19 protein-coding genes are annotated in these 23627 nt (G+C 66.1%); 18 read left to right on the top strand and 1 reads right to left on the bottom strand.

Annotated features, from left to right (window positions below; translation table 11 throughout):
* Nucleotides 1-47 precede the first annotated feature (47 nt).
* The 16 genes from panC (at nucleotide 48) to CJ014_RS11260 (ending at nucleotide 18494) form a co-directional block, all read left to right on the top strand.
* The gene (gene panC, locus CJ014_RS11330; RefSeq protein WP_100080596.1) at nucleotides 48-908 is read left to right on the top strand and encodes a pantoate--beta-alanine ligase; all 861 of its coding nucleotides are present in this window, start codon (nucleotides 48-50) and stop codon (nucleotides 906-908) included.
* 37 nt (nucleotides 909-945) lie between these two features.
* A complete protein-coding gene (panB, locus tag CJ014_RS11325; RefSeq protein WP_100080595.1) occupies nucleotides 946-1767 on the top strand; it encodes a 3-methyl-2-oxobutanoate hydroxymethyltransferase in 822 nt (273 codons plus the stop codon).
* Between the two features lie 7 nt (nucleotides 1768-1774).
* Complete coding sequence (locus CJ014_RS27550; protein WP_133121842.1) at nucleotides 1775-2017, top strand: hypothetical protein; 243 nt, start codon at nucleotides 1775-1777, stop codon at nucleotides 2015-2017.
* Nucleotides 2018-2346: 329 nt separating this feature from the next.
* Nucleotides 2347-3378 carry an amino acid ABC transporter substrate-binding protein gene (locus tag CJ014_RS11320; protein ID WP_100080594.1) on the top strand — a complete coding sequence of 344 codons (1032 nt, stop codon included), beginning with the start codon at nucleotides 2347-2349 and terminating at the stop codon, nucleotides 3376-3378.
* A 223-nt stretch (nucleotides 3379-3601) separates the two neighbouring features.
* Nucleotides 3602-4801: an amino acid ABC transporter permease gene (locus CJ014_RS11315; protein WP_100080593.1), complete on the top strand. Its 1200-nt coding sequence runs from the start codon at nucleotides 3602-3604 to the stop codon at nucleotides 4799-4801.
* An 11-nt stretch (nucleotides 4802-4812) separates the two neighbouring features.
* Nucleotides 4813-5955 carry an amino acid ABC transporter permease gene (locus CJ014_RS11310; RefSeq protein ID WP_100080592.1) on the top strand — a complete coding sequence of 381 codons (1143 nt, stop codon included), beginning with the start codon at nucleotides 4813-4815 and terminating at the stop codon, nucleotides 5953-5955.
* A gap of 49 nt (nucleotides 5956-6004) precedes the next feature.
* Nucleotides 6005-6772 (top strand): amino acid ABC transporter ATP-binding protein, encoded by a 768-nt coding sequence (locus CJ014_RS11305; RefSeq protein ID WP_100080591.1) that lies wholly within the window; start codon nucleotides 6005-6007, stop codon nucleotides 6770-6772.
* 258 nt (nucleotides 6773-7030) lie between these two features.
* A complete protein-coding gene (uraH, locus tag CJ014_RS11300; protein WP_100080590.1) occupies nucleotides 7031-7393 on the top strand; it encodes a hydroxyisourate hydrolase in 363 nt (120 codons plus the stop codon).
* 3 nt (nucleotides 7394-7396) lie between these two features.
* Nucleotides 7397-8887 (top strand): xanthine dehydrogenase small subunit, encoded by a 1491-nt coding sequence (gene xdhA / locus CJ014_RS11295; protein ID WP_100080589.1) that lies wholly within the window; start codon nucleotides 7397-7399, stop codon nucleotides 8885-8887.
* Entirely contained in the window at nucleotides 8887-11214 is a 2328-nt protein-coding gene (gene xdhB, locus CJ014_RS11290) for a xanthine dehydrogenase molybdopterin binding subunit (RefSeq protein ID WP_100080745.1), read from the top strand. Before xdhA ends, xdhB begins: the two co-directional genes overlap by 1 nt.
* Nucleotides 11211-12245 carry a xanthine dehydrogenase accessory protein XdhC gene (gene xdhC / locus CJ014_RS11285; protein WP_100080588.1) on the top strand — a complete coding sequence of 345 codons (1035 nt, stop codon included), beginning with the start codon at nucleotides 11211-11213 and terminating at the stop codon, nucleotides 12243-12245. Before xdhB ends, xdhC begins: the two co-directional genes overlap by 4 nt.
* Nucleotides 12246-12333: 88 nt before the next feature.
* Complete coding sequence (locus CJ014_RS11280; protein WP_100080587.1) at nucleotides 12334-13908, top strand: ABC transporter ATP-binding protein; 1575 nt, start codon at nucleotides 12334-12336, stop codon at nucleotides 13906-13908.
* On the top strand, nucleotides 13908-14996 hold the full coding sequence (locus CJ014_RS11275) for an ABC transporter permease (protein ID WP_100080744.1): 1089 nt from the start codon (nucleotides 13908-13910) through the stop codon (nucleotides 14994-14996). The genes CJ014_RS11280 and CJ014_RS11275 overlap by 1 nt, the downstream gene beginning before the upstream one ends.
* Nucleotides 14989-15903 (top strand): ABC transporter permease, encoded by a 915-nt coding sequence (locus CJ014_RS11270; protein ID WP_100080586.1) that lies wholly within the window; start codon nucleotides 14989-14991, stop codon nucleotides 15901-15903. The genes CJ014_RS11275 and CJ014_RS11270 overlap by 8 nt, the downstream gene beginning before the upstream one ends.
* Before the next feature lie 101 nt (nucleotides 15904-16004).
* Nucleotides 16005-17075 carry a BMP family ABC transporter substrate-binding protein gene (locus CJ014_RS11265; protein ID WP_100080743.1) on the top strand — a complete coding sequence of 357 codons (1071 nt, stop codon included), beginning with the start codon at nucleotides 16005-16007 and terminating at the stop codon, nucleotides 17073-17075.
* A gap of 225 nt (nucleotides 17076-17300) precedes the next feature.
* Nucleotides 17301-18494: a urate hydroxylase PuuD gene (locus tag CJ014_RS11260; RefSeq protein WP_100080585.1), complete on the top strand. Its 1194-nt coding sequence runs from the start codon at nucleotides 17301-17303 to the stop codon at nucleotides 18492-18494.
* 29 nt (nucleotides 18495-18523) lie between these two features.
* On the opposite strand, the gene CJ014_RS11255 is transcribed toward CJ014_RS11260, so the two are convergent.
* Complete coding sequence (locus tag CJ014_RS11255) at nucleotides 18524-19423, bottom strand: AraC family transcriptional regulator (protein ID WP_100080584.1); 900 nt, start codon at nucleotides 19421-19423, stop codon at nucleotides 18524-18526.
* A gap of 198 nt (nucleotides 19424-19621) precedes the next feature.
* Here CJ014_RS11255 and melA point away from each other — a divergent pair, with 198 nt between their 5' ends.
* Both melA and CJ014_RS11245 read left to right on the top strand, forming a co-directional pair.
* Nucleotides 19622-21082, top strand: a complete 1461-nt coding sequence (gene melA, locus CJ014_RS11250; RefSeq protein ID WP_100080742.1) for an alpha-glucosidase/alpha-galactosidase — start codon at nucleotides 19622-19624, stop codon at nucleotides 21080-21082.
* A gap of 197 nt (nucleotides 21083-21279) precedes the next feature.
* On the top strand, nucleotides 21280-23358 hold the full coding sequence (locus CJ014_RS11245; protein ID WP_100080583.1) for an ABC transporter substrate-binding protein: 2079 nt from the start codon (nucleotides 21280-21282) through the stop codon (nucleotides 23356-23358).
* Nucleotides 23359-23627: the final 269 nt, after the last annotated feature.

Below are 23627 nucleotides of genomic sequence, written 5' to 3'. Positions count from 1 at the left end.
GCGGCAGTAAAAGGGCGCTCCGGACGAAGACGCCGCTGGAGGAAAGAGTGCCGCTCGAAACCTTGACCACGATTCCCGAACTCCGTGAGCGGCTGCTGCCGGCGCGGCGGGCGGGAAAGAGCGTCGGTCTGGTGCCGACCATGGGCTATCTTCACCGCGGCCATGCCGCCCTCGTCGACCGGGCGCGGGCCGACAACGACGTCGTCGTGACCTCGGTGTTCGTCAACCCGCTGCAGTTCGGCCCCAACGAGGATTTCGCCCGCTATCCGCGCGACCTCGACGCCGACCGCCGGCTGCTTGCCGCCCACGGCGCCGACATCGTCTTCGCGCCGTCGGTCGAGGAGATGTATCCCCGGCCGATCGTCACCCACGTCGAGGTGGAGAGCCTTTCGGGGCGCATGGAGGGCGAGCGGCGGCCGGGCCATTTCCGCGGCGTCGCGACGGTGGTCGGCAAGCTCTTCAACATCGCCCAGCCGGACCGGGCCTATTTCGGCGAAAAGGACTACCAGCAGCTTCAGGTGATCCGCCGCATGGTCGCCGATCTGTCCTTTCCGCTGGAGATCGTCGGCGTGCCGACGGTGCGCGACGTCGACGGCGTCGCCTTGTCGTCGCGCAACGTCTACCTGTCGCCGGCCGAGCGGGCCGCCGCGCCGGTGCTCGGCCGCTCGCTGGCGGCGGCCGCCGACGCCATCGCCGCCGGAGCCGTCGATCCCCGCGACATCGAGGCGGCCATCCGCGGCGTCCTCGCCGCCGAGCCGCTCGCCGAACCGGACCTCGTCGCCGTTGCCGCGGCCGATACGCTGGAGCCGGTCGATCCCAAGGCGCCGCCGCCGGCCATCGCGCTGATGATCGCCGTTCGCATCGGTCATACCCGCCTCATCGACCAGCGCGTCGTCGCCGTTCCCTGAACAGACACAGCCCGGACGATCGTCCCGGAGGTTTGACATGAGTGCTCCCGTCCGCTCCCGCCGCACCTCGGTCGCCGACATCAAGGCGCTGAAAGGCGTGCGCCCGATCGTCAGCCTGACGGCCTACACGGCGCCGATGGCGGCGCTGCTCGATCCGCACGTCGACTTCCTGCTGATCGGCGATTCGCTCGGCATGGTGGTCTACGGCTTCGAGACGACGCTGCCGGTGACGCTCGATCTGATGATCGCCCACGGCGCCGCCGTCGTGCGCGGTTCGACGACGTCGCTGGTGGTGGTCGACATGCCGTTCGGTTCCTACCAGGAAGGGCGCGAGCAGGCTTTCCGCTCGGCGTCGCGCGTCCTCGCCGAGACCGGCGCCCAGGCGGTGAAGCTCGAAGGCGGCGAGGAGATGGGCGAGACCATCCGCTTCCTCACCGAGCGCGGCGTGCCGGTGCTCGGCCATATCGGCCTGACGCCGCAGATGGTCAACGTCTATGGCGGCTACAAGACGCAAGGCCGCAACCAGTTCCAGGCCGCCAAGATCAAGGCCGACGCTCGCGCCGTCGCCGAGGCCGGCGCCTTCGGTTTCGTGCTCGAAGGCACCATGGAGCCGCTCGCCCGGGACATCACCGCCGAAGCGCCGATTCCGGTGATCGGCATCGGCGCCTCGCCGCAATGCGACGGCCAGATTCTGGTCAGCGAGGATATGCTCGGCCTCTACAACGAGTTCATCCCGCGCCACGTCAAGCGGTTCGCCGATCTGGGCGCCGAGGTGTCGAAGGCCGCCGCCGCCTATGCCGAGGAAGTCAAGGCGCGCCGCTTCCCCGGTCTCGAGCACACTTTCCAGCCGAAGGTCTGAGGTCCGATTGGACCAAGTGATGAGTGGGGGATGCGGGCTTCGGCCGCCGGACCGAGGCGCGCCGCCGCTGATCATCGTCGCGCCTTTGTGGCGCGCGGCGCGTATGAATTCGTGCCCGGTCAAGTTCACCATCGTTTACGTGAAAACACGTGACGGCTCCGGCGCGATTTTCATGAATTCCTTCGGGCTGTTTTCCGGCTGGCATGTATGCGCGCTGCAGCTTTTCTTAAGTAACCTGTCGACTGGATAAAAAATAACCTGTTTGCTTATTTCGTAGGCGATGTTTCGATTATCATTTGCGCATGTGTAGTTTGTGGTCAATTTAAGGCGCTTTGCGATTGACCATCGGCATAATTTGTAATCTAGTAATTGAGAAGCCTGTCGGTTCGGCAGGTGTGGGGCGACTGCCGGCGGGTTTCTATCCTCGGCCTTGTTTGCTGCGGGTTAGCCTTTGGCGGTTGCTTCGAAATCGGGCTCGGCGGATTGCCTGCGCTTTGGCGTTCCGACGGTCAGGGTGGGTATCCAAAACAACAAAACTACCCACGCGCCGGGCCTTGTTGGTCATCAGGGGAGACATTCATGCGTTCCAACACGTTCAAAATTCTGCTGCTCGGCGTCGCTTTCATGGGGGCCGGCGCCCTTGCCGCTTCGGCCGGCACGCTCGACGACGTCAAGGCCAAGGGCTTCGTGCAGTGCGGCGTCAACGGCACCGGCCTCGCCGGTTTTGGCGCGCCGGACGACGCCGGCAACTGGAAGGGTCTCGACGTCGATGCCTGCCGCGCCGTCGCCGCCGCCGTCTTCGGCGACCCGGCCAAGGTGAAATTCACCGGCCTGTCGGCCAAGGAGCGCTTCACGGCCCTGCAGTCGAAGGAAATCGACATGCTGGCCCGCAACTCGACCAATACGATGAGCCGCGACACGCAGCTCGGCATCACCTTCACCGGCGTCAACTACTACGACGGCCAGGGCTTCATGGTGAAGAAGTCGCTCGGCGTCTCCTCGGCCAAGGACCTCAACGGCGCTTCGGTCTGCGTGCAGTCCGGCACCACCACCGAGCTGAATCTTGCCGACTACTTCAAGTCCAACGGCCTGACCTTCAACGCCGTGGTGTTCGAGAAGCAGGAAGAGGCGGACGCCGCCTACGACGCCGGCCGCTGCGACGCCTACACCACCGACGCTTCGGGCCTTTATTCGATCCGCCTGAAGATGACCAATCCGGACGACAGCATCGTGCTGCCCGAGATCATCTCGAAGGAGCCGCTCGGGCCGGCCGTTCGCCAGGGCGACGATCAGTGGGAATCCATCGTCCGCTGGAGCCACTACGCCATGCTGATCGCCGAGGAGTTCGGCGTGACGCAGGCCAACGTCGACGAGATGAAGACCTCGGAAAACCCCGAAGTGCAGCGCCTGCTCGGCATCGGCGAGGGCGTCGACTTCGGCACGCCAATCGGCCTCACCAAGGACTGGGCCTACAACATCATCAAGGGCGTCGGCAACTACGGCGAATCCTTCGAGCGCAATGTCGGCGAGGGCTCGCCGCTCAAGATCGCCCGTGGCCTCAATGCCCTGTGGTCGAAGGGCGGCCTGCAATACGCGCCGCCGATCCGCTGATCGGACAGGCGAGGGGAGGCGCCCCGAACGGGCGCTTCCCGATCCTTCGGACCTTGGGATGCGCCAGCCGATGCCGGCAGTCGGCAACGGTTGTTTCCGGCCGGCATCACGCGCGTGGGCGAACCCGTTGCCCGGCGGGCGTGGCGTGTTGCGCCGGTAGCGCCTCCTTTTCATGACAAAACGTGCTTTTGGCGCCGGCTTGGCGCCTCTCTCGAGGCCTGACATGACGCTCCGAGACAAGACGGCAGACGATTCGCCTCGATCCCTCGTTCGCGCCGTCCTCTATGATGCGACGATCCGCGGCTGGGTGTTCCAGGGACTGGTGCTGGTCTTCCTGATCCTGTTCGCCGTTTGGGTGATGCACAACACGGCCGCCAACCTGCGCGCCGCCAATATCCCCTTCGGCTTCGACTTCCTCAACATGCGGGCCGGCTTCGACATCTCGCAGAAGCCTATCTACTACACGCTGGATTCCTCGCACGCCCAGGCCTTCAAGGTTGGCCTCCTCAATACGATCATCGTGTCGGTGCTCGGCATCGTCTTGGCGACGATCATCGGCTTCGTCGTCGGCATCTCGCGCCTGTCGAGCAACTGGCTGCTGGCCCGGGCCGCGACGGTCTACGTCGAGACGCTGCGCAACATCCCGCTGCTGCTGCAACTCTTGTTCTGGTACAAGGCGGTGCTGTCGGTGCTGCCGGGGCCGCGCCAGGGCTACATGCTGCCCTTGTCGACCAACCTCTCCAATCGCGGCCTGACCATGCCGCGCCCGATCGTCGGCGAAGGGTTCGAGATCGTGCTGTGGGTGGTGCCGGTCGCCGTCGTCCTGGCCTGGGCTCTGGCGCGGTGGGCCAGGCGCCGGCAGGTTGCCACCGGCCAGTCCTTTCCGGTTTTCCGGGCCTCGCTCGGCATCGTCGTCGGATTGCCGCTCATCGTCTTCCTGGCGCTCGGCGCGCCGCTTTCCTTCGAGATTCCCGAGCTCAAGGGCTTCAACTTCGTCGGCGGCATGGTCGTGCATCCCGAGTTGATCGCCATGCTGCTCGGCATCTCGCTCTATACGGCGACCTTCATCGCCGAGACGGTGCGCGCCGGCATCCTCGCCGTTTCCACCGGGCAGAGCGAAGCCGCCTTCTCGCTCGGCCTCCGGCCGGGCCAGACCATGCGCCTCATCGTGGTGCCGCAGGCCATGCGCGTCATCATCCCGCCGCTCACCAGCCAGTATCTCAACCTCACCAAGAACTCGTCGCTGGCGCTGGCCATCGGCTACCCGGATCTGGTGGCGGTGTTCGCCGGCTCCACGCTCAACATCACCGGTCACGCCATCGAGGTCATCGCCATCACCATGGCGGTCTATCTCGCGCTGAGCCTCATCACCGCCGCGCTGATGAACTGGTTCAACGCCCGCGTGGCGCTGGTCGAACGCTGAGGGGGACGGTCATGAGCCGCATCGAAACCGACACCGTCTTCGTCCGCCGCGACTTCCTGGAACCGGAGGCGCCGCCGCCGTCGCTCGGCGGCGTCCCGGGCTGGGTGCGCAAGAACCTGTTCTCGTCGCCCTTCAATATCGCCGTCAGCCTGGCGATGCTGCTCCTGCTGGCCTGGGCGCTGCCGCCGCTGTTCCGCTGGCTGTTCGTCGACGCCGTCTGGACGGGAACCAACCGCGAGGCCTGCCTGCCGAAGAACGGCGAAACGGTGGGCGCCTGCTGGGCCTTCGTCAACGCCAAACTGGCGCAGTTCACCTTCGGCTCCTACCCGGCCGACCAGCGCTGGCGGCCTTCGCTGGCGATGATCGTCTTCTTCCTCGGCCTCGCCTGGGTGGCGATCCCCAAGATGCCGCGGCGGCGCGAAGGCGTCTGGCTGATGCTGACCGCCTTCCCGGTGCTGACCTTCTGGCTGCTTTACGGCGGCCTCGGCCTGCCGATCGTCGAGACGTCCAACTGGGGCGGCCTCTTGGTCACCCTGGTCGTCGCCGTCACCGGCATCGTCGCGTCGCTGCCGCTCGGCATTCTCCTGGCGCTTGGCCGGCGATCGAAGCTGCCGTTCATCAAGATCGTGTCGGTGGTGTTCATCGAGGTCTGGCGCGGCGTGCCGCTGATCACCGTGCTGTTCATGGCTTCGGTGATGTTGCCGCTGTTCCTGCCCAACGGCGTCAACTTCGACAAGCTGCTGCGCGCCCTGATCGGCGTCGCCCTGTTCACCGGCGCCTATATGGCCGAGACCATCCGCGGCGGCCTGCAGGCCATCCCGAAAGGCCAGTACGAGGGCGCCGCCTCGCTGGGGCTCAGCTACTGGCATTCGATGCGGCTGATCATCCTGCCGCAGGCGCTGAAGATCGTCATCCCCGGCATCGTCAACAGCTTCATCTCGCTGTTCAAGGACACCTCGCTGGTGATGATCATCGGCCTCTACGATCTCCTGGGATCGATCCAGCGCAACTTCTCCGACGCCAACTGGTCGACGCCGTCGATCGCGCCGACAGGCCTGATCTTCGCCGCTGCCGTTTTCTGGGTTTTCTGTTTCTCCATGTCACGCTATTCCATGTACATGGAGAGAAAGCTCAACACCGGACGCAAGCGATAGCCGGCCGTCATTGCCGTTGCCCCCGCCTGCCGCCAAAGGGACCCTGTTCATGGCCGATATCGCCTTAGCCGCCACGCCCGCTTCCGAAACCGCCGTCGAGATGATCGGCGTCAACAAGTGGTTCGGCGAATTCCACGTGCTGCGCGACGTCAATCTCTCCGTCAAGCGCGGCGAGCGCATCGTCATCTGCGGGCCGTCCGGCTCCGGCAAGTCGACGACCATCCGCTGCATCAACCGCCTCGAGGAGCACCAGAAGGGCAAGATCATCGTCGACGGCATCGAGCTCACCAACGACCTCAAGCGGATCGACGAGGTGCGGCGCGAGGTCGGCATGGTGTTCCAGCACTTCAACCTGTTCCCGCACCTGACCATCCTGGAGAACTGCACGCTGGCGCCGATCTGGGTGCGCAAGATGCCCAAGAAGGAGGCCGAGGAGGTGGCGATGCACTTCCTCACCCGCGTCAAGATTCCCGAGCAGGCCAACAAGTATCCCGGCCAGCTCTCCGGCGGCCAGCAGCAGCGCGTCGCCATCGCCCGCTCGCTGTGCATGCGGCCGAAGATCATGCTGTTCGACGAGCCGACCTCCGCCCTCGACCCCGAGATGGTCAAGGAAGTGCTCGACACCATGGTCGGCCTCGCCGAGGAAGGCATGACCATGATCTGCGTGACGCACGAGATGGGCTTCGCCCGCCAGGTGGCCAATCGCGTCATCTTCATGGACCAGGGCCAGATCGTCGAGCAGAACGAGCCGGAGGAGTTCTTCTCCAATCCCAAGCACGAGCGCACCAAGCTGTTCCTCGGCCAGATCCTCCACTGATTTCTCGGCGGGCGCCGGCGGCCTTTCCGCCACGGCGCCCGTGCCATATCCTGATTCCCCACTTTCGAAAATCGTTCGAACAGTTTGTCTTTCCATACTATTTCCTCGCCGCGTTCCCGCGATTTGCGACTGGAAAATTGCCGATCGCCCGGCCCGTTTCCGGAAATGGGCCTTCCTAAAGGCGGCAAGTCGTGCCAGACAAAACGTCTGCGACAGAAGCCGGCTTTCCGCCGGCACCAACAAGGGAAGGGTTGAGCGTTGGCTGAGGGGCGTCTGACGACCCATGTGCTCGACACGGCGACGGGCCGGCCGGCTGCCGATCTCAGGATCGAACTCTGGGCGGTTCGCGCCGACGGCGGCCGCGATCTCCTGCGCGAGGCGACCACCAATCGGGACGGGCGCATCGACGGCGCGCTGCTCTCCGGCGCCGGCTTGTCCGCCGGCACCTACGAATTGCTGTTCCACGCCGGCGACTATCTGCGCGCCGCCGGCCATGCTCTCGCCGAGCCCGCCTTTCTCGACATCGTTCCCATCCGTTTCGGCATCGCCGACGCCTCGGCCCACTATCATGTGCCGCTGCTGATCTCGCCTTACGGATACTCAACCTATCGCGGGAGCTGACCCATGCGCGACTCCATCCGCATCGTCCGCCGTGGGCGGATCGTCGAGATCGACGAGGTCCAGCCGACCGAGACGCTGCTCGACTACCTGCGCCTCAGGGAGCGCGCCACCGGCACCAAGGAAGGCTGCAACGAGGGCGACTGCGGCGCCTGCACCGTGGTCATCGGCGAATGGCGCGACGGCCGGGTGGTCTATCGGCCGGTCAATTCCTGCATCCAGTTCCTCGGCGCCATGGACGGCAAGGAGATCGTCTCCGTCGAGGACATCGCCTGGCCGGACGGCCGGCTGCATCCCGTGCAGCAGGCGATCGTCGACGCCCATGGGGCGCAATGCGGCTTCTGTACGCCGGGCATCGTCATGAGCCTGTTCGCGCTCTACCACCGCGAGGGCCGCGACGGTCCGCCGCCGCGCGACGAGATCGTCACGGCGCTCGCCGGCAACCTCTGTCGCTGCACCGGTTATCGGCCGATCGTCGATGCGGCGCTCGCCGCCATGGCCGGGCCGCCGGCCGACCGCTTCGTCGAGGCGATGAGCCAGACCGCCGGCCTGCTGCAGTTCCTGGCCGATGGGCAGGACGTGTTCATCGGCTCGAACAGCTCTTTCTTCGCGGCGCCGGCCAGCCTTTCGGCGCTGGCGCAACTGGCCGTCAAGTATCCGGAGGCGACGCTGCTCGCCGGCGGCACCGACGTCGGCCTCAAGGTCACCAAGGGCATGCGGCCGATCTCGCAGGTGATCTACGTCGGACGCGTCGCCGCGCTCAGGCAGATCGAGGATGTCGGCGACGCGCTGATCCTCGGCGCCGGCGTCACCTATGAGGACGCCGCCGCCGCCTTCGCCGACCTCGATCCCGACCTCGGCGAGCTCGTCCGCCGCCTCGGCTCGCGGCAGGTGCGCGCCGTCGGTACCGTCGGCGGCAACATCGCCAACGGCTCGCCGATCGGCGACATGCCGCCGGCGCTGATCGCGCTCGGCGCCACGCTGGAACTCGCCCACGGCGAGGAGGGCCGGGCGCTGCCGCTCGAGGATTATTTCATCGCCTATGGCAAGCAGGACCGGCAGCCGGGCGAGTTCGTCGCCGGTCTCCTGGTGCCGAAGCTTGCGCCGAACCAGGTGTTCCGCGCCTACAAGATCTCCAAGCGCTTCGACGAGGATATCTCGGCGGTGATGGGCGCCTTCCGCTTCACCATCGAGGATGGCGTCATCAGCGAGGCGCGCATCGCCTACGGCGGCATGGCGGCGACGCCCAAGCGGGCGCTTCACGCCGAGGCGCGCCTTGCCGGCGCCCAGCCGGCAAAGGCGGCGAGCTGGGGGGCGGCCATCGAGGCGCTCGGCGAGGACTACGCGCCGATCTCCGACATGCGCGCCTCGGCGGCCTACCGCATGGAGACCGCCAAGGCGCTGCTCGCCAAGGCGCTGGTCGAATGCGCCGGCGCGCCGACGAGCCGCACCCGCATCATCGGCCGCCGCGAGGCGCCGGAAGCGGAGGTGGCCTGATGAACGCGCCCGAAGCCGACATGGCCGAGACGGCGGCCGAACGGGCCGTCCACCGCTCGACGCCGCACGACAGCGCGGTGCTGCATGTCACCGGCCGCGCCGTCTACATCGACGACATGGTCGAGCCGACCGGCACGCTGCATCTTGCGCCCGGCTTCTGCCCGGACATGGCGCGCGGCCGCATCCGCGATATCGATCTGTCGCGCGTCCGGCAGGCGCCGGGCGTCGTCGCCGTGCTGACCGCCGCCGACATTCCCGGCCGCAACGACTGGTCGACCTCGACCGGCGGCGATCCGGTGATCGCCGCCAACGAGGTGGAATTCTGGGGCGAGGTGCTGTTCTGCGTCGTGGCGGAAACGCGCGACGCCGCCCGCCGGGCGACGCGGTTCGCGCTGTTCGAGGGCGAGGCGGAGCCGCCGGTGCTGACCGTCGAGGAGGCGAAGGCCAAGGGCCTGCGGGTGCTCGACGACTACGGCTACGGCCGCGGCGACGTCGCCCGCTCCTTCGCCGGCGCCCAGCGCCGGTTCGACGGCATCATCCGCAACGGCGGCCAGGAGCATTTCTACCTCGAAGGCCAGATCGCCCTGGCGATCCCCGGCGAGGCGGGCGACATGCACGTCTATTCGTCGACCCAGCATCCCTCGGAGGTGCAGCACGCCGTCGCCCATATGCTCGGGCTGCCGAGCGCCATGGTGACGGTGGAAGTGCGGCGCATGGGCGGCGGCTTCGGCGGCAAGGAAAGCCAGGCCAGCCAGTGGGCCTGTCTCGCCGCATTGGGCGCCCGCGTCACCGGCCGGCCGTGCAAGCTCCGGCTCGACCGCGACGACGACATGGTGATGACCGGCAAGCGGCACGACATGACCACCGCCTTCTCGGTGGCCTACGACAGCTCGGGCAAGATCCTGGCCGCCGACATCGACTTCATGGCCCGCTGCGGCTATTCGGCCGACCTGTCCGGCGGCGTCAACGACCGCACGCTGTTCCATGCCGACAACGCCTATTTCTATCCCAACGTCGCCCTGAAGTCGGAGCGCCTCAAGACCAACACGGTGACCAACACCGCCTTCCGCGGCTTCGGCGGCCCGCAGGGAATTCTTGCGGCCGAGCGCATCATGGATACGCTGGCGATCGTCACCGGCATCGATCCCCTGGAGATCCGCAAGCGCAACTTTTACGGCCCCGGCCGTGACGTGACGCCCTACGGCCAGAAGGTCGAGGACAATATCCTGCCGGAACTGATCGCCGATCTCGAGCGCTCCTGCGATTATGCCAGGCGCCGGCAGGAGTGCCGCGCCTTCAATTCGAAGAACCGCATTCTCCGCAAGGGCATTGCGCTGACGCCCGTCAAGTTCGGCATCGCCTTCACGCTGACCCATCTCAACCAGGCCGGCGCGCTGGTGCACGTCTACGCCGACGGTTCGGTCCACCTGAACCACGGCGGCACCGAAATGGGGCAGGGGCTCAACACCAAGGTGGCGCAGGTCGCGGCCGAAGCCTTCGGCATTCCGCTCGACCGGGTGCGCATCACCGCCACCAACACCTCCAAGGTCCCCAATACCTCGGCCACCGCCGCCTCGTCCGGCTCCGACCTCAACGGCATGGCGGCGCTCGCCGCCTGCGACGAAATCAGGGAGAGGATGGTCGCCTATCTCGTTTCGACCACCAATGCCGCGCCGGAAAGCATCGTGTTCGCCGACGGCCGGGTGAGCCATGCCGGCGGCTCGATGTCCTTCGCCGACCTCGCCAAGGCCTGCTACGAGAACCGCGTGCAGCTTTCCGCCGCCGGCTTCTACGCGACGCCCAAGATCCACTGGGACCGCCAGAAGGCGGAGGGACGGCCCTTCCTCTATTTCGCCTATGGCGCCGCCTGCGCCGAGGTGACCGTCGACACCATGACCGGCGAGATGAAGGTCGACCGGGTGGACATCCTCCACGATTGCGGCCGCTCCCTCAATCCGGCGATCGATATCGGCCAGGTCGAGGGCGCCTTCATCCAGGGCATGGGCTGGCTGACCACCGAGGAACTGGTGTGGGACGACAAGGGCCGGCTCGCCACGCACGCGCCGTCCACCTACAAGATCCCCACCGCCTCAGACGTGCCGGCCGTCTTCAATACCCGCCTGTGGGATGGCGCCAACCGCGAGGAGACCATCCACTCGTCGAAGGCGGTCGGCGAACCGCCGCTGATGCTGGCCTGCTCGGTCTTCTCGGCGATCTTCGACGCGGTCGCCAGCCTGAAGCCTGGCGTGGTGCCGCCGCTCGACGCGCCGGCGACGCCAGAATCGATCATGCGGGCGGTATCCTTCATGCGACGGAGCGAGGCATGAGGGAAGTCTTCGCCCCGCTTCATCGTCTGATAGCGCGCGACGGCGTCGCGGCGCTGGTGACGGTTGTCGGGGCGAAGGGATCGACGCCGCGCGAGGCCGGCGCCCGCATGGTGGTGTCAGTGGACGGCGCCATTTCCGGCACGATCGGCGGCGGCAGGCTAGAGCTCGACGCCATGGAGCGCGCCATCGCCGCCCAGCACGCGGGCCGCGACGGCAGCGAGCGCCTCGACCTGGCGCTGGGTCCGTCCATCGGTCAGTGCTGCGGCGGCGCCGTCAGCGTGATGATCGAGACCTTCACGGCCGCCCGGCTCGACGCCGTCGCCCGGCTCGCCGAAGCGGAGGCAAAGGGACCTTTCCAGACCTCCGCCATCTGCATCGGCAACGGGCCGATCGATCGCCGCGTCACCGGCATCGAGCGGTTGGGACCGACCGCCGCCATGGACGCGGACGGCCGGCTCGACGAAAGCTTCGGCGAGCCGTTGCGCGAGCTCTTGCTGTTCGGAGCCGGGCACGTCGGCCGGGCCCTGGTGCTGGCGCTGGCGCCGCTGCCGTTCGAGGTCCGCTGGATCGACGGCCGCCGCAGCGCCTTCCCCGACCTGCCGCTCGCCCGCCTCGAGCAGGTGGTCAGCGGCACGCCGGCGGCGGAATTGGCGGCGGCCCCCTCCGATGCCTTCGTGCTGATCATGACGCACGATCACGGCCTCGATCTCGACATTCTGCACGCCGCGCTCAGCGAACGCCGCTTCCCCTACGTCGGCCTGATCGGCTCGCGCACCAAGCGCGCACGCTTCGAGCATCGCCTTGCCGAACTGGGGCACTCCGAAACCAGCATCAGGGCTTTCACCTGCCCCGTCGGTGTGCCGGGGATAACCTCCAAGGAACCGGCGCATATCGCCATTTCCATAGTGGCGGAGCTGTTGATTGTGGACGAGAAACTTCGTAGGACCCCCGTCGGAGAGTCCGCCGCCGGACGATCGGCCGGCAGCTCACAAAACAGGCAGGCTGCCCAATTATTCGGACATTCCGGCTGAATCTTTTGGCGCGTCGGGTCGGCGAAATCGTGCTTCTATGCTGCACAGAAAATAGACAAAGCGCGACGAAACGGGGACAACGGCTCTGATGGGCGAAGGGACTGGGGACACCGGAGAAATCCTCCGCCGGGTTGGGGGCGACACGCCGCTTCTCGAGGTCCGACACGTCATCAAGCGTTTCGGCAGCTTCGCCGCCAACGACGACGTTTCCCTGAAGGTCATGCCGGGCGAGATTCACGCGCTGCTCGGCGAGAACGGCGCCGGCAAGTCGACGCTGGTCAAGATCATCTACGGCTCCCTGCAGCCCAACGCCGGCGAGATTCTCTGGAAGGGCAAGCCGGTGACGGTGGCCTCGCCCGCCGAGGCGCGCGCGCTCGGCGTCGGCATGGTGTTCCAGCACTTCTCGCTGTTCGAGGCGATGACGGTGGTCGAGAACATCGCGCTGGCGCTGCCCAACTGCAAGGCGACGCGCGAGCTCGCCGATACCATCGCCCGCGTTTCCGCCAACTACGGCCTGCCGCTCGATCCCAACGCCCACATCGCCGACCTGTCGGTGGGCGAGCGGCAGCGCGTCGAGATCGTTCGCTGCCTGTTGCAGAACCCCGAACTGATCATCATGGACGAGCCGACCTCGGTGCTGACGCCGCAGGAGGCCGATCAGCTCTTCGTGACGCTGCGTCGCCTCGCCGAGGAGGGCTGCGCCATCCTCTACATCTCGCACCGGCTGGAGGAGGTGAGGGCGCTTTGCCACCACGCCACCATCATGCGCCGCGCCAAGGTGGTGGCCGAGGCCGATCCGGCCCGGGAGACGGTGAATACGCTGGCCCAGTTGATGGTCGGCAACGAGATTATCCGCGTCATCCGCGACAAGGGCCGGCTCGGGCCGGAAGCCATTCTCCTCAAGGGTCTGACGCAAATCTCCCAGGAGGCCTTCGGCGTCTCGCTGCAGGACGTCAACCTGTCCGTCCGCTCCGGCGAGATCGTCGCCATCGCCGGCATCGCCGGCAACGGCCAGAAGGAACTGTTCGACGCGCTGTCCGGCGAGGAGCCGCTCGAAAAGGAAGACATGGTGATCTTCGCCGGCGAGGCGGCCGGACTGATGGACATCAACCAGCGCCGCCTGCTCGGCGCCGCCTTCGTGCCGGAAGAGCGCCTCGGCCATGGCGCCGTGCCGGCGCTGAAGCTGTCGGAGAACGTCGTGCTCACCCGTCACGGCACCGGCGAGGGCATCGCCCGGCGCGGCTTCACCCGCTTCGGCAAGGCCGGCCGCATCGTCGAGAAGGTGACCAGCCTGTTCGACGTGAGGAAAGGCGTGCTCGATCCCGAGGCGCGGTCGCTGTCGGGCGGCAACCTGCAGAAGTTCGTGGTCGGCCGCGAGGTCGAGCGCACGCCGAAAATCCTGATCATCGCCCAGCCCACCTGGGGCGTCGACGCCGGCGCGGCGGCGGTGATCCGCCAGTCGCTGATCGACCTGTCGCGCAAGGGCGCCGCCATCCTGGTCATCTCGCAGGATCTCGACGAAATCTTCGAGATCGCCGACCGCATCGCGGTCATCTCGCGCGGCCACCTGTCGAAGGCGGAGGACGCCGACACGCTGACGCCGGAAAAGGTCGGCCTGTTGATGGCCGGCGGCGCCGAGAAGAAGGGAGCCGCGGCGGCATGATGCGCCTCGAACTGGTCAAGAGGGCGGAGAAAAGCCGGCTGATGAGCGTGCTGTCGCCGGTGTTCGCCGTGGCGCTGACGGTGGTGTTCGCCGGCATCGTCTTCGCCGCGCAGGGACACAACCCTCTCAGCGGCATCTGGTATTTCTTTCTGGAGCCGGTCACCTCGCTGTGGGGCGTCGAGCAGCTGATCACCAAGGCGACGCCGCTGATCATCATCGCGCTCGGCCTTTCCGTCTGCTACCTCTCCAACAACTGGAACATCGGCGCCGAAGGGCAACTCACCATCGGCGCCATCGTCGGCTCGATCCCGCCGATCCTGTTCCCGGATTTCGTCAACCCGCTGGTCCTGCCGCTGATGCTGCTGATGGCGATGGCCGGCGGCGCGCTGTTCGCCCTGATCCCGGCCAAGCTCAAGACCTCCTTCGGCACCAACGAGATCCTGACCAGCCTGATGCTGGTCTACTGCTCCAATCTGTTCCTCGACTGGATGGTGCGCGGCCCCTGGCGCAGCCCGCAGGGCTACAATTTCCCGATCACCATCGACTTCCACGAATGGGCGGTGCTGAACGCCGTCGACGTCGGCGGCATCTATCTCAATCTCTCCGCGCCGATCGCGCTCGTTCTCGTCGTCATCCTGGCGGTGGTGATGCGCTCGACGCTGAAGGGCTTCGAGATCCGCGTGCTCGGCCAGAGCCCGCGCGCCGGTTCCTTCGCCGGCTTCTCCAACCGCCGGATGACCGCCTTCGCCTTCGCCCTGTCGGGCGCGCTGGCCGGGCTCGCCGGCATGATGGTGGTGATGAGCGAGATCGGCAAGCTGCAGCCGGTGATCTCGCCGGGCTACGGCTTCACCGCCATCATCGTCGCCTTCCTCGGCCGCCTCAACCCGGTCGGCATCCTGATCGCCGGCCTGGTCATCGCCTCGTCCTATCTCGGCGGCGAAGCCATCCAGACTTCGTTGCAGATGTCCTCCAAGCTCGCCACCGTCATCCAGGGCGTGCTGTTGTTCTTCGTGCTCGCCGCCGATACGCTGATCCTCTACAAGGTGCGGCTGGTCACCGGCCGCGAGGGGGAGGGCGCCCGTGCTTGAGGCCATCATCCTCACCGTCATCACCGCGGCGACGCCGCTGCTGCTGGCCGCCACCGGCGAGCTGGTGGTGGAAAAGTCGGGCGTGCTCAACCTCGGCGTCGAAGGCATGATGGTGATGGGCGCCGTCGCCGGCTTCGCCGTCACCGTTTCCACCGGCAGTCCGCTCCTGGGCATCGTCGGCGGCGCCGTCGCCGGCGTCCTGACCTCGCTGATCTTCGCCTTCGTGACGCTGACGCTGGTCGCCAACCAGGTGGCGTCCGGCCTGGCGCTGACGCTGTTCGGCCTCGGCCTGTCCGGCCTGATGGGCGAGAGCTTCGTCGGCCAGCCGGGCATCAAGCTCCAGAGCCTCGACATTCCCGGCCTCACCACGCTGCCTTTCGTCGGCAAGATCCTGTTCGGGCAGGACATTCTCGTCTACCTGTCGTTTGCCGCCGTGTTCGGCGTCGCCTGGTTCCTCAACCGGACGCGCGCCGGCCTGATCCTCCGCGCCGTCGGCGACAATCACGCCTCGGCGCATGCGCTCGGCTATTCGGTGATCGGCGTCCGCTACGTCGCGGTGATGTTCGGCGGCGCCATGGCCGGCCTCGGCGGCGCCTACCTGTCGGTCGCCTATACGCCGCTCTGGGTGGAGAACATGACGGCCGGCCGCGGCTGGATCGCGCTGGCCCTGGTGGTGTTCGCCTCGTGGATGCCCTGGCGGGCGGCGATCGGCGCCTATCTGTTCGGCGCGGTCACCGTGCTGCAGTTCCACGCCCAGGCGCTCGGCATCGGTTTTCCGTCGCAGTTCCTGGCGATGTTGCCGTATCTTGCCACGGTGATCGTCCTGGTCGCCATTTCCGGCAACCGCCGGGCAACGCTGTTCAATACGCCCAGCAGCCTGGGCAAGTCCTTCGTGCCCGACCGCTGAGGCGGGCCGTGAAGCCACAAGCGCCGGCAGTACGGTCGGCCGGCGCCTCATTCAAGACCGTGACAGACCGTGGGGAAAACCCACACCAGGGGAGAATGAACATGAAGAAACTCGCGCTTCTTGCCGGTACGGCCCTGGCGTTCGCCATCGGCGCCGCCTCCGGCGCCTCGGCCGCCGACAAGCTGAAGGCCTGCTGGGTCTATACCGGACCGATCGGCGACTTCGGCTATTCCTACCAGCACGACCAGGGCCGCCTCGCCGTCGAGAAGGAACTCGGCGACAAGGTCGAGACCGCCTATGTCGAGAACGTCGCCGAAGGCCCGGACGCCGAGCGCGTGTTCGAGCGCTTCGCCCGCGAAGGCTGCGGCATCGTCTTCGGCACCTCCTTCGGCTTCATGGACGCCGAGCTGAAGGTGGCCAAGAAGTTCCCCGACGTGAAGTTCGAGCACGCCACCGGCTACAAGAGCGCCCCCAACATGGGCCTCTACAACGCCCGCTTCTACGAGGGCCGCTACATCCTCGGCCAGATCGCCGCCAAGGAATCCAAGAAGGCGCTCGCCGGCTACATCGTCTCCTTCCCGATCCCGGAAGTGGTGATGGGCATCAACGCCTTCATGCTCGGCGCGCAGTCGATCAATCCGGACTTCAAGGTCAAGATCGTCTGGGTGAATTCCTGGTTCGACCCCGGCAAGGAAGCCGACGCCGCCAAGGCGCTGTTCGACCAGGGCGCCGACATCATCGTCCAGCACACCGATTCGACCGCCGCCATCCAGGTCGCCGAGGAGCGCGGCCTCAAGGGCTTCGGCCAGTCGTCCGACATGATCAAGTTCGCCCCCAAGGCGCAGATGACCGCCATCGTCGACGACTGGGCTCCGCACTACATCAAGTCGGTCAAGGCCGTCCTCGACGGCACCTGGAAGGCCGGCGACGTGTGGGAAGGCATCAAGGACGGCACCGTCCACATGGCCGAGTATGCCAACATGTCCGACGAGACCAAGAAGCTCGCCGAGGAGACGCAGGCCAAGATCGCCGGCGGCTGGAACCCCTTCACCGGCCCGATCGTCGATCAGGACGGCAAGGAGCGCTACGCGGCCGGCGTCGTCGCGCCGGACGGAGACCTCCTGGGCATGAACTGGTACGTCAAGGGCGTCGACGACAAGCTGCCGCAGTAAGCATCGGCCGCTTCGCCGCATTCAGCCTCGCGCGGGGCCGCCTTCGGGCGGCCCTGTCGCTTTTTGAGGGCTGCCCTTCAAGCTGCCGGAAATATTGGCATTTTGACCTGGCGGCCCGACTTGCCTTGGTCGGGTTCGTAGCGCTAGATTACGGTCAATTGCGTATGGACGCGTCATGCCTTGTTGTTGGGCTGGCGCAGTCCGCAACGAGGTGCCTGACCCTACATGCTGAGCTTTGCCATCGAGTGGCTGCACATTCTTACCCGCTGGTTCCATCTCGTGGTCGGCATCGGCTGGATCGGCACCAGCTTCTTCTTCATCGCCCTCGACCTCAGCCTCCGCAAGCGGGCGAAGATGAATCCCGGCGTCTACGGCACCGCCTGGCTGGTGCACGGCGGCGGTTTCTACAATGTCGAGAAATACGCGGTGGCGCCCGAGGAGCTGCCGGAGGATCTGGTCTGGTACCGCTGGGAAGCCTACCTCACCTTCGTCTCCGGCTTCCTGCTCCTGACCACCGTCTATTATTTCAACGCCCGCGCCTATCTGATCGATCCATCCGTCGCCGACCTCGCGCCCTGGCAGGCGATCTTAATTTCGGTGCTGTCGCTCTTTGTCGGCTGGCTGGCCTACGACGGCCTGATGAAGAACACCACCGATGATCATCCCGGTCTCGTGGTGTTCTGCGTCTTTCTGATGATCGTCGGCTTCGCGGCGCTGTTCAGCAACGTCTTCTCGGGGCGCGGCGCCCTCATCCACGTCGGCGCCTTGGTCGGCACCATCATGGCCGCCAACGTGTTCCGGGTGATCATTCCCAACCAGAAGAAGATCGCCGCCGCGCTGATGGCCGGCGACAAGCCGGATCCGGCGCTCGGTTTGCAGGGGCGGCAGCGGTCGATCCACAACAACTACCTGACGCTGCCGGTGCTGCTGATGATGGTGTCCAACCATTATCCGCTGCTCACCGGCCATCCGCACGGCTGGCTTCTGGTGGCGCTGATCCTAGTTGTCGGCGGCATGGTGCGCCACTTTCTCAACCGCCACGAGGCGGGCGATCCCTTCCGGAAATACTGGTGGGCGCTGCCCGGCGCGGCGGTCGCCCTCCTGCTGGCGATCGTCGCCACCGCGCCGCTGCCGCGCGCCGCAGCCACCGCGGAGGCCGCGTCGGTCACCGATGCCGACGTGCTCCGGATCACCGCGACCCATTGCGCGATGTGCCACTCCGCCAGACCGACCCATGAAGGTTTCAGCGAGCCGCCGAAGGGGCTCGTCTTCACCGATATCGACCACATCCGCCGCTATGCGCCGCTCATCAAGATGCAGGCGGTCGATTCGGACGTCATGCCGCTCGGCAACGAGACGGGCATCACGCGCGAGGAGCGGGATGCGCTGGGCGCCTGGATCGCCGCCAACGGCGGTTAGACGCAGGCGGCGTGCCCCGGTGGCGGCGTTTAGCCGTCCGTGCCGATGGTCTGGGTCGCATACATGCCGGTGGTGCGAAACTCGGTGGGGCTGGCGCCGAAGAAGCGGCGGAACACCTTCGAGAAATAGTTGGGGTCGGAGAAGCCGGTCAGCGTCGCCACTTCCTTTACCGATATCTCGGTGTTGACGGCGAGCAGCTTGGCGGCGCGGCGCATCCGCTCGGCCAGCACATATTCCGACGGCGGCCGCCCCTCGGTGGCGGTGAACACGCGGCTGAAATGGGCGCGGCTGAGGCCGGCGACGCCGGCCAGCTCGTCGACCGACAAATCGCTCTGCAGGTTGTTGAGAATGTGCCGGATGACCGGCGCCATCGGGCTCGCCTGAGTCGCGTCCGAATAAGTGCCGGCGAACACGTCGTCATAGAGAGCCATGGCGGCGCGATAGGCCAGCGCCGAGGCGGCGCCCGGCGTTTCGCCTTCGCCTTCCATCATCCTGAGGCAGCAGTCGGCCAGCGTTTCCACCGTCCGCGGCTTCAGGTGGAGCACCGGCCCGGTCACCGCCATCACCGAGCGATGCAGCCTGAGGGCCTCCTCGCCGTTCATCGAGATCCAGAAGAATTCCCAGCGTCCGCCGTCTTCGAGCCAATACCGGTGGTTGTGGGGGACGAGCACCAGCATCGCCTCGCCCTCGCCGATACGATAATGCTTGTCCTCGTAGCGCAAATTTCCATGCCCGGAAATCGTATGCTGGAGAACCGTGAACGGCGTCTGGCCACGCTTCCGGCCATCCCAGGAATATTCCTTCGAAGTTTGAATATCATAGCCGGTGCTCGTCGGCATCGTGTGAAGCAGATTTCGCCCACGGGGCAATGACATGGTTGTCATTCCCGGGCCATTTTGCCGGAGTTTATCGAGCACAGAATTACCCATCGAAGCACAATCCTCGTCTGGCCTTGACAGCCATATTACGTCTTAATGCAGCCAACAAGAAGAACGGAACGGCCGGAGACAGGGACTTCCCCAGGACAAGATGTTGGACGCAGGGCCTTGGTGTCGACTGCGTAATACTTTCGTATTGCCTGGAGATATCCTTCATCCGGTCGGTTTAGGCGAGTGAACGAGGACAGCATGGCGGCCTTCAAAGTTGCGATCGTCGGCGCGGGCAGCGTCGGTTTCACCAAGAAGCTTTTCACCGACATTCTCTGTGTACCAGAGTTTGCCGACGTCGAGTTTGCGCTGACCGATATCTCGGAGCACAATCTGACGATGATCGCGACGATCCTGAGAAAGATCGTCGAAGTCAACAAGCTCCCGGCCAGGGTCACCGCCACCACCGACCGCCGCAAGGCGATCGAGGGCGCGCGCTACGTGATCTCCTGCGTCCGCGTCGGCGGCCTCGACGCCTACCAGGACGACATCCGCATTCCCCTCAAATACGGCGTCGACCAGTGCGTCGGCGACACCATCTGCGCCGGCGGCATCCTCTACGGCCAGCGCAATATTCCGGTGATCCTCGATTTCTGCAAGGACATCCGCGAGGTTGCCGAGCCCGGCGCCAGGTTCCTCAACTACGCCAACCCGATGGCCATGAACACCTGGGCGGCCATCGAATACGGCAAGGTCGACGCCATCGGCCTCTGCCACGGCGTGCAGCACGGCGGCGAGCAGCTCGCCGACATCTTCGGCGTCGGCCACGACGAGATCGACTACATCTGCTCCGGCATCAACCACCAGACCTGGTTCATCGACGTGCGCATCCGCGGCCGCAAGGTGGAGAAGGACGAGATCGTCGCCGCCTTCGAGGCGCACCCGGTCTATTCCAAGCAGGAGAAGGTGCGTATCGACGTGCTGAAGCGCTTCGGCGTCTATTCCACGGAAAGCAACGGCCACCTGTCGGAATACCTGCCCTGGTACCGCAAGCGGCCGGGCGAGATCATGAACTGGATCGACATGTCCGACTGGATCCATGGCGAGACCGGCGGTTACCTGCGCTTCACCACCGAGCAGCGCAACTGGTTCGAGACCGAGTTCCCGGAGTTCCTGAAGGAAGCCGAGGAGAAGATCGATCCCAAGCGGCGGTCGAGCGAGCATGCCAGCCACATCATCGAGGCGCTGGAGACCGGCCGGGTCTATCGCGGCCATTTCAACCAGAAGAACAAGGGCGTCATCACCAACCTGCCGGATGACTGCATCATCGAATCGCCCGGCTTCGTCGATCGCTTCGGCATCAACATGGCGGCGAACATCACGCTGCCCGAGGCCTGCGCCGCCACCTGCCTGTCGTCGATCAACGTGCAGCGCATGTCGGTGCACGCGGCGGTGACCGGCGACGTCGACCTGTTGAAGCTCGCCGTGCTGCACGATCCGCTGGTCGGCGCCATCTGCACGCCCGACGAGGTGTGGGCGATGGTGGACGAAATGCTGGTCGCCCAGGCGCGCTGGCTGCCGCAATATGCCCACGCCATCGACGGCGCCAGGGAGCGGGTGGCCAGATCGACGGTCAAGACGCGCGACTGGCAGGGGGCGGCCCGTCGCGAGGCGCGCGGCGTCGAGGAGATCCGCGCCGAGAAGGCTCGCACCAAGGTCTGAGATTTCCGGCGCCGGATCTTCGGCGCCGGACGCGGCGGGCTCCACGGTCCGCCGCAAATAGGGGAGAGCCGATCGGGAGGAAGCCGGTCGGCTTGGGAAGAGAACGCGGGGGGAGATGCGTTCCGACGCTGCCCATCGCACCGGCCGCCCGCCGGCGCACCGCCGGTGATCGGCTTCATGAGGGAGGACATGACGGAATGACTTATCGGATCAAGCTGACGTCGGCTCTGATGCTCGGCGCGTCGTGCTTTGCGACCGCCGCCTGGGCGTCGGAACTGACCGTCGTGCCGGAAGCCCCGGTATTCCAGGGCCAGGGCAAGGTCAACTACGTGGATCGCGGCGACGTCTACGAATACAAGGCGCTGTCCGCCTACCACGAGCCCGAGTACATCACCAAGAACTTCGTCGACAAGGGTCGACTGCCGCCGGTCCAGGAGCGCCTGCCCAAGGAGCCGCTGGTGTTCAAGACCGCCAACATGCCCGACGGCATCGGCGTCTACGGCGATGTGCTCCGCCACGTCATCGGCGGCCGGCCGGAAGGCTGGAACTACCAGGCCGGCCAGATCCAGGGCTGGGGCGGCTCGGACATCGCCATGTACGAGTGCCTGACGCGCACCGCGCCGCTGTTCCAGATCAAGGCCGAGGACATGGAGCCGCTGCCGAACCTCGCCAGGAGCTGGGAGTGGTCCGAGGACGGCCACAAGCTGACCATGCACCTCATCGAGGGCGCCAAGTGGTCGGACGGCGTGCCCTTCACCTCCGAGGACGTGATGTTCTTCTGGGAGGACAACATCCTCGATCCGAACGTCTCGCCGACCAACGGCGCCTCGCCCGGCACCTTCGGCGAGGGCACGACGCTGAAGGCCATCGACGACTACACCATCGAGTGGACGTTCAAGGAGGCCTTCCCCAAGCAATATCTCTACAACATGGCCTACGGCACCTTCTGCCCCGGCCCGGCCCACATGCTGAAGCCGCAGCATCCCAAGTATTCCAAGAACACCTACGAGCAGTACAAGAACGCCTTCCCGCCGGACTTCCTGAACTGGCCGGTGATGGGCGCCTGGTCGCCGGTCCTCTATCGCCCGGACGATATCATCGTCATGCGCCGCAACCCCTACTACTGGAAGGTCGACGAACAGGGCAACCAGCTGCCGTATCTCGACGAGATCCACTTCAAGCTGTCCACCTGGGCCGATCGCGATGTCCAGGCCGTGGCCGGCTCGGGCGACATCTCCAACCTGGAGCAGCCCGAGAACTTCGTGGAATCGCTGAAGCGCGCCGCCCAGCCGACCGCGCCGGCCCGCCTCGAATTCGGTCCGCGCCTCATCGGCTATAACCTCTACATGAACTTCTCGGCCAACGGCTGGGGCGATCCGGATGCCCGTGGCCAGGCGGTGCGCGAGCTCAATCGCAACGAGCACTTCCGCAAGGCGGTGACCATGGGCCTCGACCGGCAGAAGCTCGGCGAAGCGCTGGTGAAGGGACCGTTCACCGCCATCTACCCCGGCGGCATCTCCTCCGGTTCGAGCTTCTATGACCGCGAGAGCACCTTCTACTATCCGTTCGATCTCGACGGGGCCAAGAAGGAGCTCGAGGCGGCCGGCCTCAAGGACACCGACGGCAACGGCGTGGTGAACTACACGGACGGTCCGATGAAGGGCAAGGACGTGGAGATCACGCTCCTGGTCAGCGCCGACTACTCCACCGACAAGAACCTCGCCGAGGGCGTGATCGGCCAGATGGAGAAGCTCGGCCTGCGCGTCATCCTCAACGCCCTCGACGGCAAGCAGCGCGACAACGCCAACTACGGCGGCAAGTTCGACTGGACGGTCAACCGTCATGGTCCGGAGCTGACGGCCGTGGTGCAGAACACCGAGCAACTGGCCGCCGTCGGTCCGAAGACCTCGTGGTTCCACCGCGCGCCGGAGAGCGGCGAACTCGACCTGATGCCTTTCGAGCAGCAGCTCGTCGACGTCATCAACAAGTTCATCGCCACCCAGGACGTCGCCGAACGCGCCAGCCTGATGAAGGAGTACAACAAGATCGCGACGACCAACGTCAACAGCGTCGGCCTGACCGAGTACCCCGGTGCTCTGATCATCAACAAGCGCTTTGCCAACGTGCCTCCGGGAACCCCGATCTTCATGTTCAACTGGGCTGAAGACTCGGTTCTCCGCGAGCGCCTCTACGTCCCCGCCGACAAGCAGGGCGACTACGAGCTGGCCAAGGACACGCTCCCCGGCAAGCCGGGCGAGAAGGGTCCCGTCGAGTAATCTTCCCGCTCGATTGGCCCAGAGCATTCGCCGGCCAGATGCATCTGGCCGGCAAGCGAATGCTCCGGAGTCCTTGGCTGAGCAGCCGCTTCCCGATCGGGTCATTCCAACCCGATCGGCGGGTGCTGCAGCGTCCCGGCGGTGCCCCCCGCCGCCGGGACCCCTCTTTCCGAGACCTCCGCAGAATTGTCCGGGAGTCCGAGGGAGCCTACGATCTAAAGCCGTCGATGACGGCGATCCAAGCCAGCCCGTTTCGTCAGAGGCGGGTC

Source organism: Pleomorphomonas carboxyditropha (assembly GCF_002770725.1).
In the GTDB taxonomy this organism is placed as follows: Bacteria; Pseudomonadota; Alphaproteobacteria; order Rhizobiales; family Pleomorphomonadaceae; genus Pleomorphomonas; species Pleomorphomonas carboxyditropha.
The sequence above is the reverse complement of the archived record's forward strand: the minus strand, read 5'-3'. Positions and strand labels throughout refer to the sequence as shown.

Bases quoted from the DNA above. Each gene is read 5' to 3' on its own strand.
- CJ014_RS11245 (WP_100080583.1), top strand. From the start codon at position 21,280: ATGACTTATCGGATCAAGCTGACGTCGGCTCTGATGCTCGGCGCGTCG.
- CJ014_RS11305 (WP_100080591.1), top strand. From the start codon at position 6,005: ATGGCCGATATCGCCTTAGCCGCCACGCCCGCTTCCGAAACCGCCGTC.
- CJ014_RS11315 (WP_100080593.1), top strand. From the start codon at position 3,602: ATGACGCTCCGAGACAAGACGGCAGACGATTCGCCTCGATCCCTCGTT.
- CJ014_RS11280 (WP_100080587.1), top strand. From the start codon at position 12,334: ATGGGCGAAGGGACTGGGGACACCGGAGAAATCCTCCGCCGGGTTGGG.
- CJ014_RS11310 (WP_100080592.1), top strand. From the start codon at position 4,813: ATGAGCCGCATCGAAACCGACACCGTCTTCGTCCGCCGCGACTTCCTG.
- CJ014_RS11255 (WP_100080584.1), bottom strand. From the start codon at position 19,423: ATGGGTAATTCTGTGCTCGATAAACTCCGGCAAAATGGCCCGGGAATG.
- xdhB (WP_100080745.1), top strand. From the start codon at position 8,887: ATGAACGCGCCCGAAGCCGACATGGCCGAGACGGCGGCCGAACGGGCC.
- CJ014_RS11275 (WP_100080744.1), top strand. From the start codon at position 13,908: ATGCGCCTCGAACTGGTCAAGAGGGCGGAGAAAAGCCGGCTGATGAGC.
- xdhC (WP_100080588.1), top strand. From the start codon at position 11,211: ATGAGGGAAGTCTTCGCCCCGCTTCATCGTCTGATAGCGCGCGACGGC.
- CJ014_RS11260 (WP_100080585.1), top strand. From the start codon at position 17,301: ATGCTGAGCTTTGCCATCGAGTGGCTGCACATTCTTACCCGCTGGTTC.
- CJ014_RS11265 (WP_100080743.1), top strand. From the start codon at position 16,005: ATGAAGAAACTCGCGCTTCTTGCCGGTACGGCCCTGGCGTTCGCCATC.
- xdhA (WP_100080589.1), top strand. From the start codon at position 7,397: ATGCGCGACTCCATCCGCATCGTCCGCCGTGGGCGGATCGTCGAGATC.
- CJ014_RS11320 (WP_100080594.1), top strand. From the start codon at position 2,347: ATGCGTTCCAACACGTTCAAAATTCTGCTGCTCGGCGTCGCTTTCATG.
- melA (WP_100080742.1), top strand. From the start codon at position 19,622: ATGGCGGCCTTCAAAGTTGCGATCGTCGGCGCGGGCAGCGTCGGTTTC.
- panB (WP_100080595.1), top strand. From the start codon at position 946: ATGAGTGCTCCCGTCCGCTCCCGCCGCACCTCGGTCGCCGACATCAAG.